The sequence below is a fragment of the Acinetobacter sp. TUM15071 genome (assembly GCF_008980925.1).
GTDB lineage: Bacteria > Pseudomonadota > Gammaproteobacteria > Pseudomonadales > Moraxellaceae > Acinetobacter > Acinetobacter dispersus.
In genome coordinates, this window is the sequence record NZ_BKGB01000028.1 from 1 (window position 1) to 12,897 (window position 12,897).

The following is a 12,897-nucleotide window of genomic DNA, read 5'->3' on the forward strand; positions in this document are numbered from 1 at the left end:
GATTGTATTTTATTGATTTAGGAACATCGACGCCATAGCATCTAGAATCTAATCGAACAGGCTTCCTCGGAAATAATGAATTCGAGCTATACATTGAATAGAAAATTCCGCTACAGACAATAACAATTAAAGTCAAAATGGATGAATATTTTTTCAAAATTAACAACCTCCTTATTCTTAGATATATTTATATTACCCACAGATTAAAAGCCCACATTAAAATGAGCTTTTAATAAAGAATATTTTAACAGTAAAATTAGAATAAATATAATTATGAAGTTGACAATTATATCAATAAAATATCATGCCTTCATTATCTTATAAATATCTTTTCTATATTTCCCTATTGCAATTTCTGCTTCTTGAATTGCAGTTTCAAGCACATTTATGAGTTTAATCTCGTAGCATTTCCATGTCTTTCTATAACAATCAAGACTCATTTGATGGCGGCTAATGCCTGCATAAGCCAGACGCCCTTTTGCAGTATAGTTTTCCTCTAGCTCAGGATCCAATACAAAATCCAACACCATCCGTGCTATCAATCCTGCCAAATGGTACATCGCAATACGTTCTGGCTCTCGCTTTTTATCTCGTAGGGCTTGTTCAATAAATACTTTAGCCAAATGCTGACGGACATCGTCATAGTCTTGCTTGCTTTTATGTTCGAACACAATCAATGCCGTGACCGACTTTGCCAATTGGTTTTGCATGGAGGCAATCACACCCAAACGATCTTCATAACTCAATCTTCTCTCACCTGTACCACGCACAAAAGGCTCTAAATTTGGCGAACGCAAACTTAGTCCCTGCATTAACCATTCAAATTTTTCAAACTTTGCTATATTTGTATTCATAACGTTACCTCTTACTGATTTATATATTTTGTGATTTAGCGATCATTGTATTTGTTGCGTTTAGTGATACTTTTCTCTCGCTTCAACAATATTCATGGCCTGATGAATTTCTTCAAATCGAGCTTTAGTACAGGGCCGAGTTGCACTTTTGATTTGGGAAATATAACTATGTGCACAGCCCAAAATACCCACCAATGCTTTTGCCCGTCCCTTATGCGCATCCAACCACTGACTAAACATCTGAATTTGGGCATCTGTTGCCTGATTGGCGATTCTTATACTTTTCTTTAATTCTTTTTGGGTTTTTTCTGGTGATACAAATTTAGTCATATGATTTGGCCTTGCTTTCAAGCGCTGCTCATATGTATTTTGGATCTTTGTGATTACATTGCCTTGAGCCAACCATGCTTCAATTTCCGCATCAAGATTTTGCTTAATATGCATGTTTGGATTGATTGTCTTGTTCATGCCGCACCTCCAGCATTTAACCTAATGAATAAGACAATTATATTAGTAAACTAATATTAATTCAATAAGAATACTAATTTGACTTCACATTAGCTTGCTAATATTCTTAATCTATTGATTTAAGGTGCATTAAAATGCTTAAAGATCGGCTCAAAGAAGCAAGAAAAAAAGCCAAGAAGTCGCAAAAAGATGTGGTTGCTGCTGTCGGCATTACACAATCTGCACTCAGCCAGCTTGAAACAGGACTGGTAAGCTCATCATCACATTTGCCTTCGATTGCTAATTTTCTGGGTGTAGATGCTTATTGGTTACAAACGGGTCAAGGGCATGCCACACCGAAAGAATCTGGTCATGAAGATAGTTCAAATATCTCCCCTGTAAAAGCCAATATGGCTCCAGTGCTCTCCTGGGTCCAAGCGGGCGTTTTTACCAATGTGGAATCGGTTGATATCACACAAGTTGAAGAATGGCTGCCATTGCCAGATGATTGCGATCACTGCTTCTATCTAAAAGTACAAGGTCTCAGTAATTATCCTGTCTTTCATGAGGGCGATTACATCTTGGTTGATCCAACCGTGCAATATAGTGATATGCAGTCGGGTGACATGATTGTGGTGAGAAAGCATGAAGATGCAACATTTAAGCGTCTAGTGATCGAAACTGATAATTCAAGATATCTGCAAGCATTGAATCCCGAATTCAAACCCAACATCATTCCCTTAGACGAAGAATGTATTTTTGTCGGTGAAGTTGTCGATTCCATTCGCTATATTTACCAATCCAAACGTCGATCAAAGATCAAACATAGCTAATGTTCAAAGAGTAATTTATTAGTATTCTTATTCAAAGTTAATATTAGTAGGTTAATTATTTATACCATCAAACAAATTCATATAAAAAAGCCTAGATGATGATCTAGGCCTTTTTATTCAATGTGATATTACTTCGCAGCAGTTGCTTCAGTAGTAATATTGACAGTGATCTTATCCCCTACGTTTGGAACGTAGTTACCGATACCGAATGCAGAACGGTTAAAGCTTGTTGTTGCATTAAAACCAATTGCAGGTACTTTCGCCATTGGATGCTCGCCTTGTTTATTCAGTACAGCATCTAATACCACAGGTTTAGTCACACCTTTAACAGTTAAATCACCTGTGATTTTGAAGTGTTTCTTGTCTTTGGTTTCTACTTTAGTACTTTTGAAGGTAATGTTTGGATATTTCGCAGCATTAAACCAAGCTTCTTCTTGGAACTCTTTATCTAAAGCAGCAACATTGGTATTTACACTGCTTAAAGGAATAGTCACTTCTACAGATGAATTTGCAGGTTTTGCATTATCAACTTTAATCGTACCTTGGATGTCAGTGAAATTTGCACTTGGTGTAGAGAAACCAAAGTGATTCCAGTTGAATACTGTCGCAGTATGCGTTGGGTCAATTTTATAGTCGACAGGTGCAGCCAACGTTACAGAACTCGCTAAAGCGACTGCTAAACCGAGGCTTAATGTTTTAAATTGCATTTTTCGTATCCTTGTTTGATATAGTGATTAGTGTATAGATCAAGTATTTTTATTCACTAGTCTTTATAAAACGATATGTTTCACCAGTGCAACAATAAAAGCGTTACAGCGCTTATCAAAAATCAATATCATAAGACCATTCGATACTGGACAATTGATCTGCAAGATCACATGATCAATGGGTATATTTTGATTTAGATACTTCACGATAAACAACAAGGTAAAACATGACACATACAGCACAAGCACTTAGTACATCTACACCTTATCGCGTTACATTGACAGATCCTTCTGGCCATACTTGGTATGCAGATGAGCCTGAAGATAAAGGTGGTCAAGATACTGCACCCAACCCTGTTCAGTTGGTACTTTCAGCTTTAGGGGCGTGTACAACGATTACTTTAGAAATGTATGCCAATCATAAGGGGATTAAGCTTGAGCATGTTCAGGTCGATTTAGCCTTAAATCCCAATGGTGAACCTGAATCAGGTCAAAATAATATTGAACGTAAAATCATCTTAAAAGGTGAATTTACCGAAGATCAGCATAAACGTTTATTAAAAGTCGCGGAAAGCTGCCCGATTCATAAATTGTTAACGTCAAAGATTTCGATTCAGAGTGAATTAAGTATCGGCTAAGTGGCCCTTACACTAAATTTCAATCACATTCGTATACCATTCCAATGAGCCACTCATCGAAATATCTATTGCTCGGTCGACAATATTTGTGAGCTCATTTGGAATAAATGAATATAAATTTACCCCATCGAAATGAATCCAAAACTCAGGTGGTGGTGTATCAGAACCATCTATAAACCCACCTGTTTCTTTTTCACCCAAACCATCAAACATTGATGAGTGCACATCAAATGCTAATATTTTGCCCTTTAACTTCGCCCAACTTGGCATGTGATGATATTTAACCCGAGCTTGAATAGCCTCTTCAAAATAGGTCTGTACGCGATAAGCATAATCACCGCCACCCAATGCTTGGTCACCATTTTTATTTTTGAAACGTTCCTGTAATGCGCGATATAAAAAATTATATTTTGCGCACTGCCAAAATATTTCTTTTTTATTTAAATTTTCCAAATACCAATATTTAATGTCATTTAATATTTCATCAAAAGCATGAAGTTCGAATTCTTTCTTCATCGCAATACCTTAATCTTTTAATTTTCAATAAAGTACCAGTAATCAGCTATATAATTAGCTGTTTCATTTTTTAGATCAATATAATGAATATGTATCCCTTGCTCTTTTATTTTCTCAGGAATTTTTAATCCCCAGCTTCGAGCCAGACTCATTTCATCTCCTAAAAGATATTTGGAATCATAGCACTCTGCCGATAAGGTATGGGCATTAAAATAATCTTCATCCAGATATAAACAAATTTCACTAGCAAACATATCTGGTTGCACAATGACACATACCACTTTACAAAATCTTGTGCCAACAGGCTTCGCCTCAATTAAATACTGACAAGCATTAATCAGATATTGAGCACATTCAGCCTTTATTTCTTGTTGAGCATGATTTCCTTAAACCATATTCATGGGTACAGGTATCTTCCAATTATAATACCGTTCTTCATTTCCCTCTAAATCAGGGAAATACCCTTTAAAACTTTCACTCCAACCCCGAAGATTTCTTAATTTACGTGGAATTCCCCGTTCTTTTTTATTTGATAATGCAAACCGTCTCATTTTTATATTCCATTTAATCATCATAAAAAAAGCGCCCTAATCAGAGCGCTTTTTTTATACGACTTAATTCGATTAAGCAGTCAATTCTTTAACCGCAGCAACAACCGCTTCAGTGGTAATACCGAAGAATTGGAACAAGTCTTTTGCTGGCGCAGATTCGCCGTAAGTGGTCATACCGATCACTTTGCCGTCTAAACCAACAAACTTCCACCAGTAGTCCACATGAGCCGCTTCAACCGCTACACGTGCACGGATATGCGCAGGCAATACTGCTTCACGATATGCAGCATCTTGCTTCATAAACTCTTCAGCACATGGCATAGACACTACACGTACACCTTCAAGTTGTGCATATGCTTCCATTGCCAATGAAACTTCTGAACCTGTTGCAATGATGATTGCCTTCAATTCACCTTTCTCTTCAGCAAGTACATAACCACCTTTTGCAGCATTTTGAATTTGAGCTTCATTACGTGTTTGGAATGGCAAGTTTTGACGAGAGAAAATTAAAGCTGATGGGCCATCTTTACGTTGAAGTGCCGATTTCCAAGAAATAGCAGCTTCAACTGTGTCACATGGACGCCAAGTATTTAAGTTTGGTGTACCGCGCAATGATGCAATTTGTTCGATTGGTTGATGCGTAGGACCATCTTCACCCAAACCGATTGAGTCATGTGTATAAACATGAATCACACGTTGCTTCATCAATGCAGACATACGTACTGCATTACGTGCATATTCCATAAACATCAAGAATGTTGCAACGTAAGGAACGAAACCACCGTGTAAAGCCACACCATTCGCGATTGCAGTCATACCGAATTCACGAACACCGTAATACACGTAGTTACCCGCTGGGTTTTCTTGTACGCCTTGGCAACCTTTCCAAAGTGTTAAGTTAGAACCCGCCAAATCAGCAGAACCACCTAATAATTCAGGAAGTAATGGACCGAATGCCTGTAAAGTATTTTGGCTTGCTTTACGTGTTGCAATGGTTTCTGCTTTTGCATTGGTTTCAGCAATAAATGCATCTGCTTGTGCAGCAAATTCAGCAGGTAAATCACCATTAATACGACGTAATAATTCAGCTGCGTCAGTTGGATATTTTGCTTGGTATTGAGCAAACAATTCATTCCAAGCTGCTTCAGAGGTTTGACCTTTTGCTTTTGCATCCCAAGCTGCATAAACATCTTCAGGGATAACAAATGAATCTTCTTTCCAGCCCAATGCTTCACGGGTTAAAACGATTTCGTCTTTACCCAATGGCGCACCGTGACAATCTTCTTTACCTTGTTTATTTGGTGAACCTAGACCAATGATCGTTTTACAGATAATGATCGTTGGTTTATTGGTTTCAGCTTTCGCTTCTACAGTCGCTTGACGGATTGCAGCAGCATCATGACCGTCTACACGAAGAACTTGCCAACCATACGCTTTGAAACGTTGTTCAGTATCATCGCTGAACCAACCTTCAACTTCGCCATCAATCGAAATACCATTGTCGTCGTAGTACGCAACAAGCTTACCAAGACCCAAAGTACCTGCAAGTGAACATACTTCGTGAGAAATACCTTCCATCAAGCAGCCATCACCTAAGAAACAGTAAGTGAAATGATCAACAACATTCAAGCCGTCTTTGTTGAACTGAGCAGCTAAAGTTTTTTCAGCTAACGCAAAACCAACCGCATTAGCAATACCCTGACCTAATGGACCAGTTGTTGTTTCGATACCAGGTGCATAGCCATATTCTGGGTGACCTGGTGTTTTAGAATGTAATTGACGGAATTGTTTTAAATCTTCAATAGATAACTCATAACCTGTCAAATGCAATAATGCATATTGCAACATTGAGCCGTGACCATTCGACAATACGAAACGGTCGCGGTTCGCCCATTGTGGGTTCGTCGGGTTATGATTTAAAAATTCACGCCAAACCACATCAGCGATATCTGCCATCCCCATTGGAGCACCTGGATGCCCTGAGTTTGCTTGTTGCACAGCATCCATTGCCAAGACACGAATTGCATTTGCAATACGACGTTCATTTAAAGGGGTTGTCATAAGTCAGAATCCGATTAAATCAATAATATGAGAAAAGATGAGAAATCATCTTTCAAAAACTGCGACTATTGTCTTAAAAAAACGACAGTGGGTAAAGTGCAATACACGATATTTCTTACTTTTCCCGCATTCATTTGGCATTCTGTGGGTAAATGTTCAAGTCATAAACAGAACACTGAGCAATCTAGGAAAAATTTAGACCGTCGATTACAGCTTTATTCATATAAAAAGCACCAAATATCAATTTTACTGATACACATATCAATAAAAACATAATGAAAATAGAATAAATTCCTGCTTTTTAGTCAGCTTGTGCTAGTCCTATCCGCCAAGTCGATGTAACATACTCTGTCTTTTTGAAAATACCAGTGATAGGACGTTCATGCGCGAGTATGCTGTTTTTACTTCAGAATCTGTAAGCGAAGGTCATCCAGATAAAATGGCTGACCAAATTAGCGATGCAATTTTAGATGCAATCCTAAAAGAAGACCCGTATGCGCGTGTCGCTTGTGAAACATTAGTAAAAACAGGTGCGGTTGTTCTTGCTGGTGAAATTACAACGACAGCAAACGTTGACTTTGAAGCAATTGTACGTCAAACCGTAAATGGCATTGGTTATCACCATTCTGATTTAGGTTTTGATGGTTCAACTTGTGCCGTGATCAATATGATCGGTAAACAATCTCCTGAGATTGCACAAGGTGTTGACCGCCAGAAACCTGAAGATCAAGGTGCGGGTGACCAAGGTTTAATGTTTGGTTACGCAAGCCGTGAAACTGATGTACTTATGCCTGCACCAATTTCTTATGCGCACCGTTTAATGGAGCGTCAAGCAGAGTTACGTCGTTCAGGTGCATTACCATGGTTACGCCCAGATGCGAAAAGCCAAGTAACATTTGCTTATGAAAATGGTAAGCCAGTACGTTTAGATGCCGTTGTATTATCAACACAGCACGATCCTGAAATCTCTCAAATTCAGCTTAAAGAAGCGATTATTGAAGAGATCGTTAAGCCGATCATTCCTGCTGAAATGTTTCATGCGGGCACCAAGTTCCACATCAACCCAACAGGTATGTTTGTGATTGGTGGACCTGTAGGTGACTGTGGTTTAACAGGTCGCAAAATTATTGTCGATACTTATGGCGGTATGGCACGTCACGGTGGTGGTGCTTTCTCAGGTAAAGATCCATCGAAAGTTGACCGCTCTGCAGCCTATGCTGGCCGCTATGTAGCAAAAAACATTGTTGCTGCAGGTTTAGCAGACAAATGTGAAATTCAAGTGAGCTATGCAATTGGTGTTGCTGAACCTACTTCGATTTCAATCAATACATTCAATACAGGTAAAGTATCTGACGAATTGATTATTCAACTCGTGCGTGAACACTTCGACTTACGTCCATACGGCATCACGCGTATGCTGAATCTGATCCAACCAATGTATAAGCAAACTGCAGCTTATGGTCACTTTGGCCGCGAAGGTTCAGACTCTGCCTTTACTTGGGAAAAAACTGATAAAGTTGAAACGCTTAAAGATGCAGCTGGATTGTAATCCACACTGCTCTTCCACAAGAAAGCTCGCAATTGCGAGCTTTTTTATTACCCCAAAATTATTTATTCGAATCGGTATTATCTTGTTTAAACATTTCAAACAATGAATTGCTTTGAACTGGCTGATCTTCTTGATGATGCTGAATATATAAATGCGCAAGTTTAATCACGACGACCACTGCGAGACAAGCCGCTACACAAAACATCCACATCCCGTATGGACTACGGATATGATGAGAGCCACAATATGGGCACTCTTTATCTGTTGATGCGACGACCTTGTCACAACATGCACAATGATATTGATATAACATCATTAATTCCTCCTACCACTTATTTTTTATTTTCTTTTTACAACATTTTCAAATGTCACACTTTTATCCTATGAGAAAAAAAATGAGAATTCAATCTAGTTTTCTGACCTATTCATTCAAATTAACAAATTTTTATGACAATTTGATTAGATTCCAAAGCCCAAGAAAATCTTGAGACGGTTAAGATTATTTTGATCTTTCACATAATTTGATAAAATAGTCTTTTGAAATTGTGGAATACATCATGACCGAATTAATTAATAAAGGTGGATTTCGCGAGCGTGCAAATCGTAGTCGCAAATACAAACAATCAGAAAATGAAGTCACTACACTTCAAGCAAGCCAGTATCAACCGCAAAACAAAGCGGAAGTTAACCCAACTCCGACTTCAAAACAAACACAAGCTCAGCAAGATAAAAAAGATGAGATATAAAAAAAGCACACGCTATCGGTGTGCTTTTTTATCTACATTGAACTGAATTAGTTTACATCTTTAAATTCAATTTTCTTTTGATCAGGCTTCACTTCACGTGCTTCACCATCAATAATGGTTGAGTCACGATATTGACCACCACCTTGCTGGTTTTGCATATCCTGCATCTGACGCATCAGATCTGCAAATGGATTTTGTCCTGCAGCACCTGCACCGCCGCCCATTCCACCCATCATTTTATCCATCATGGCTTGCTGACGTTTTGCCATAGTTTTCATCAGTGCATTGCGGAATGCCGTTTGAACAGGTGGAATTAATACTAATACCGCCAATACATCTGAAATTAAACCAGGAACCATGAGCAAAAAACCAGCCATTGCAAGTGCAAGTTTTTTGGTCACTGCTGGATCAGCACCTAATTGCCCTGTCATCTGCATTTGTTGTAACTGCGGCATAATACCTGAGGTACTTGAACGAACAAGATTTAAACCAATAAAGAATGCGATGATGAACCAGAAAAAGACATACCACATACTTCCAACGAGGTCGCCCACGCCAATCCAAACTAAAACTTCAGCAATTGTGCCAAATACCACGATAAGAAGTAGATTCATGTCAAATCTCTAAAATTAAAACCTTGTGCAATCTTGATGAATCAATCCTGACACAACAAATAAAATAAACTCAATAAACTAATTGATGGGTACATTTCTTAATTTATCAAGTCTAATATGAAAGCTTGTATAAAAAAGCTCCCAAAATTGAGAGCTTAGACAATCTACTTTAAAAATTAACCACAAGTTGCTTGAGTAATTTTTTTAGACTTAGGGTCAATCGTTACGGTCACACGGTTTTCACGATAATCCATCGTAACAGGCTGGTTTGGTCCAACACTACGTACAATTTCAGACTTGGTTTTTTGTTTGATTTGCTCTTCGCTTAGTCCAGACTGACCAATTAACTTGGTCGCTTCATCTGCTAGACATTTAGGTTGACTCGCGCGGAAAAGCTCCCACTCTTCAACCACTTGACCGTTCGGTAACTTACAGTATCCAACCTGACCATTGGCTTCATTTTTTATTTCTAACTGGCCGCCTTGCTCTACGCAATATTTGCTTGCAGGGTTTGCCATACCAATTTTTGGTGGTGTCATATCTTTATTTGGTGTTGCTGAACATGCTGCCAATGAGGCTACAATTGCACCTAAGACTAAGATCTTTTTCATAATTTGAATTCTAAGAAAGTAAAAAGTAAAGATAACAAAATTATTTAGATTATTATGTCTATGATTTGAAACAAAAACATAGGCTATAGTAGGTATTACATAGAAACACAGCAATGGTCATTTTCAATCACCACATAATTTAGTGTCAATCAAACCTGACAGGTCTAAATTTGGGCAGTTGAGAAAAATTTATTGAATAATGATGTATTCCAACCGAATCGCCTCATCGACCAAATAATGCTCTTTAATAATATAAAAGTAAGGTCGTGTATCCACCCACTCATCCATTGCCATAATAGCTTGCGTATACCCCGTTGCAGCTGAAAAATCTTTGACTTGTACAATATCCATGGATTTCATCCTTTTTACTTCTTCGAATACATGATCTTTATCCATCTATAGAAAAAAATCAAATCAATCAATTTGATTAGCTCATTCATTTTCTATAAACCATTATCATGTATTGCTAAACAACATAAAAATGCCTCTAATTTAAGAGGCATTTTTTATTACTTTATGATAAATCAGTATTTAAAACGAAACCATTTTCCCTGGATTGAGCATCCCAGTAACGCCATACCAACCTTTTGACATTGGAATCGCCAATGGCGCCAATAGGCGACCAAATAAAATATCGCTGTGCTGAATTTTGGTGAGCATTGCATAATCGGTATTCTTACCCGAAAAATCATCAGCAATTGCTTTACCAATACGCACTGTTTGCGCCACACCATGCCCACTCCAACCATGCACTGCATAAATTGGATACTTATTTCCAAACTTACGATTATCAGTCGCGCCATTCATGGTTAGATCACTGACCCCACTCCAACAGAAATCCATCTCAACATTGTTTAACTGTGGAAACACCTTATTGACTCGCCCCAGCAAATATTGATTAATGTGCCCTACACTCCAGCTCGTACCTGTTCCTTGCCCACCAAAAAGCAATCTATTATTCGAAACACCCCGATAATAATCAATCTGTAACTGCGTATCGTAAACAGGATGATCTTGTGGCAATAATTCAGTGATGGGCACATCTAATGGTGCCGTAACTGCAATATAAGTATGGAATGGAATCGCGGTCTGCTTTTTTTCTGGCAATAATTTAAATGCATTATGATGCACAGCAATCACGACACTTTTACGTGCTTTTATCACGCCAGTTGCTGTTTGAACATAAATACCATCTGCTTGCTCAGAAATTGAATTGACTTCGGTTTGTTCAAAAACTTGGCCTCCGTTTTTACAAAAGCCATGTACCAAAGCACGGTTTAGCGCCAAAGGATGAATATGCCCACCTAAATCATCCACCAAACCACCTTTATATAGGTCAGACTTGATCAATGCTTTTAATTCATATTCACCGACCACTTTAGTGTGATCTTCCCCCAAATACTTTCGAGCATCTGCACCTTGAGTCAAAGCAATCAAATGCCCCTCATGCACAGCAGCGGTAATATGTCCACGCTTACGCGCTAAATTTACATCATACTTTTCTGCGATCTGATCAATTAAAGTCATCGCTTCAGTAGAGGTAAAATGCCAAAGTTTTTTTGCATCTTCATAACTAAAGCGCTTAATCATCTCTTCGGCTTCCCAGCGTGCTAGGCCAGGTGTAAGCTGTCCACCATTTCGACCTGAGGCTGCAGAACCAATACGATTCTTTTCAACCAAAATCGTATCAATACCCTGCTCAGCCAAATGTAATGCGGCTGAAGCACCGAGTAATCCTCCACCGATAACCACTACATCACATTCTTGATCCGCTGTTAAAGTATCAAAACAATGCCAGTCCTCTAAAGAGCTTTCATAATAATTTGCAGGATGGTCAAACTGCCCATGCTTTGGGTTGACCCAGCTCCACTCATTAGAGTTTTTATATGCTTTGCTTTCTTTAAATACAACATCATCTAAATGCGTTGGTTTTTTTATATCGCCATACATTTGAAATTCACCTAAAAACAATTGATTACTCAATAATGGACAAAGCTTATCCCAACAAGAATGAACAATAAAACTAGAATCTTTCAATAATTTTGATAGGTTAACAACATGAGAGAACTTTAAGCATTGGACAGCAATACATATTTTTGTGTTTTTAAATATAAGGAAAAATTTTTGAATTGATAATTTTACTGAAATAGATGAGCTCAAATTTAAAAAAGCACCCGAAGGTGCTTTTCTCTCTCATAAGCTCGTTGCAATCAATACCACAAAGCTGAATAACAACGTACCTAAAGATCTTTTACAATGTACATGAACTTCTTGCTCAAACCCTTGAGCATACGGCTCCAAGTTTTCCATAACTCTCACGCTCATTAAATGTACTACACTTATTAATTTGCCTAACAAATCAATAGAAATAAATTAGCAAAAAGTCGTATATCTCGCTAGTGCAATTTTTCAACCAAATGGTGAATTTATGACAAAAATCGGCAGTTAATACAAAATAATTTAAAAAAGCGCGCCTTAAGAATCCAAAATATGAAGGTATAAAAAAGCCCACCAAAGTGAGCTTTTTTTATATATCGTGCTTAGTTTTAAGCAACAACAGTGATACCACTTGCTTGAGGGCCTTTTTTACCTTCAGTAATCGTAAAAGATACGCGTTGACCTTCATGTAGAACTTTGAAACCACTGCTTTGGATTTCGCTGAAATGAGCAAAAACGTCTTGTCCAGAGTCTGCATGAATAAAGCCAAAACCCTTAGTTTCGTTGAACCACTTAACTGTACCAGTCACAGTATTAGACATATATTTAAACC

General features: G+C 38.1%; 15 protein-coding genes and 1 pseudogene. 4 read left to right on the plus strand and 12 right to left on the minus strand.

Going from position 1 to position 12,897, the window contains the following annotated elements; translation table 11 throughout:
• Positions 1–302: 302 nt before the first annotated feature.
• Complete coding sequence (locus GBI66_RS18435) at positions 303–854, minus strand: hypothetical protein (RefSeq protein ID WP_151717079.1); 552 nt, start codon at positions 852–854, stop codon at positions 303–305.
• A 60-nt stretch (positions 855–914) separates the two neighbouring features.
• Positions 915–1,322, minus strand: coding sequence for a hypothetical protein (locus GBI66_RS18440; protein ID WP_033133306.1), 408 nt, complete (start codon positions 1,320–1,322; stop codon positions 915–917).
• Positions 1,323–1,456: 134 nt separating this feature from the next.
• Here GBI66_RS18440 and GBI66_RS18445 point away from each other — a divergent pair, with 134 nt between their 5' ends.
• On the plus strand, positions 1,457–2,134 hold the full coding sequence (locus GBI66_RS18445) for a LexA family transcriptional regulator (protein WP_005189291.1): 678 nt from the start codon (positions 1,457–1,459) through the stop codon (positions 2,132–2,134).
• Between the two features lie 128 nt (positions 2,135–2,262).
• Here GBI66_RS18445 and GBI66_RS18450 read toward each other — a convergent pair whose 3' ends face one another.
• Positions 2,263–2,841 (minus strand): YceI family protein, encoded by a 579-nt coding sequence (locus tag GBI66_RS18450; protein ID WP_151717080.1) that lies wholly within the window; start codon positions 2,839–2,841, stop codon positions 2,263–2,265.
• Between the two features lie 227 nt (positions 2,842–3,068).
• Here GBI66_RS18450 and GBI66_RS18455 point away from each other — a divergent pair, with 227 nt between their 5' ends.
• On the plus strand, positions 3,069–3,479 hold the full coding sequence (locus GBI66_RS18455; protein WP_151717081.1) for an OsmC family protein: 411 nt from the start codon (positions 3,069–3,071) through the stop codon (positions 3,477–3,479).
• Between the two features lie 12 nt (positions 3,480–3,491).
• Here GBI66_RS18455 and GBI66_RS18460 read toward each other — a convergent pair whose 3' ends face one another.
• From GBI66_RS18460 to tkt, 3 genes and pseudogenes are all read right to left on the minus strand, one after another.
• The gene (locus GBI66_RS18460) at positions 3,492–3,995 is read right to left on the minus strand and encodes a hypothetical protein (RefSeq protein WP_151717082.1); all 504 of its coding nucleotides are present in this window, start codon (positions 3,993–3,995) and stop codon (positions 3,492–3,494) included.
• 17 nt (positions 3,996–4,012) lie between these two features.
• Positions 4,013–4,546: pseudogene (locus tag GBI66_RS18465) on the minus strand (DUF3916 domain-containing protein).
• 72 nt (positions 4,547–4,618) lie between these two features.
• Positions 4,619–6,607 (minus strand): transketolase, encoded by a 1,989-nt coding sequence (tkt, locus tag GBI66_RS18470; RefSeq protein WP_151717083.1) that lies wholly within the window; start codon positions 6,605–6,607, stop codon positions 4,619–4,621.
• Positions 6,608–6,989: 382 nt separating this feature from the next.
• On the opposite strand from tkt, the gene metK reads away from it, so the two are divergent.
• A complete protein-coding gene (metK, locus tag GBI66_RS18475; RefSeq protein ID WP_005293361.1) occupies positions 6,990–8,156 on the plus strand; it encodes a methionine adenosyltransferase in 1,167 nt (388 codons plus the stop codon).
• 58 nt (positions 8,157–8,214) lie between these two features.
• Here metK and GBI66_RS18480 read toward each other — a convergent pair whose 3' ends face one another.
• The gene (locus GBI66_RS18480; protein ID WP_005189320.1) at positions 8,215–8,472 is read right to left on the minus strand and encodes a hypothetical protein; all 258 of its coding nucleotides are present in this window, start codon (positions 8,470–8,472) and stop codon (positions 8,215–8,217) included.
• Between the two features lie 241 nt (positions 8,473–8,713).
• On the opposite strand from GBI66_RS18480, the gene GBI66_RS18485 reads away from it, so the two are divergent.
• Positions 8,714–8,902, plus strand: coding sequence for a hypothetical protein (locus GBI66_RS18485; protein WP_151717084.1), 189 nt, complete (start codon positions 8,714–8,716; stop codon positions 8,900–8,902).
• 47 nt (positions 8,903–8,949) lie between these two features.
• On the opposite strand, the gene GBI66_RS18490 is transcribed toward GBI66_RS18485, so the two are convergent.
• The 5 genes from GBI66_RS18490 to GBI66_RS18505 all read right to left on the minus strand — a co-directional run bounded on the left by GBI66_RS18490 (position 8,950) and on the right by GBI66_RS18505 (position 12,886).
• Positions 8,950–9,516, minus strand: a complete 567-nt coding sequence (locus GBI66_RS18490; RefSeq protein WP_005189327.1) for an FxsA family protein — start codon at positions 9,514–9,516, stop codon at positions 8,950–8,952.
• Between the two features lie 176 nt (positions 9,517–9,692).
• Positions 9,693–10,127 (minus strand): DUF333 domain-containing protein, encoded by a 435-nt coding sequence (locus tag GBI66_RS18495; protein ID WP_005189329.1) that lies wholly within the window; start codon positions 10,125–10,127, stop codon positions 9,693–9,695.
• Between the two features lie 189 nt (positions 10,128–10,316).
• Positions 10,317–10,478, minus strand: a complete 162-nt coding sequence (locus tag GBI66_RS19535; protein ID WP_005189331.1) for a hypothetical protein — start codon at positions 10,476–10,478, stop codon at positions 10,317–10,319.
• 180 nt (positions 10,479–10,658) lie between these two features.
• Positions 10,659–12,077 (minus strand): FAD-binding oxidoreductase, encoded by a 1,419-nt coding sequence (locus GBI66_RS18500; RefSeq protein WP_151717085.1) that lies wholly within the window; start codon positions 12,075–12,077, stop codon positions 10,659–10,661.
• A gap of 596 nt (positions 12,078–12,673) precedes the next feature.
• Entirely contained in the window at positions 12,674–12,886 is a 213-nt protein-coding gene (locus tag GBI66_RS18505; RefSeq protein ID WP_004807774.1) for a cold-shock protein, read from the minus strand.
• Positions 12,887–12,897: the final 11 nt, after the last annotated feature.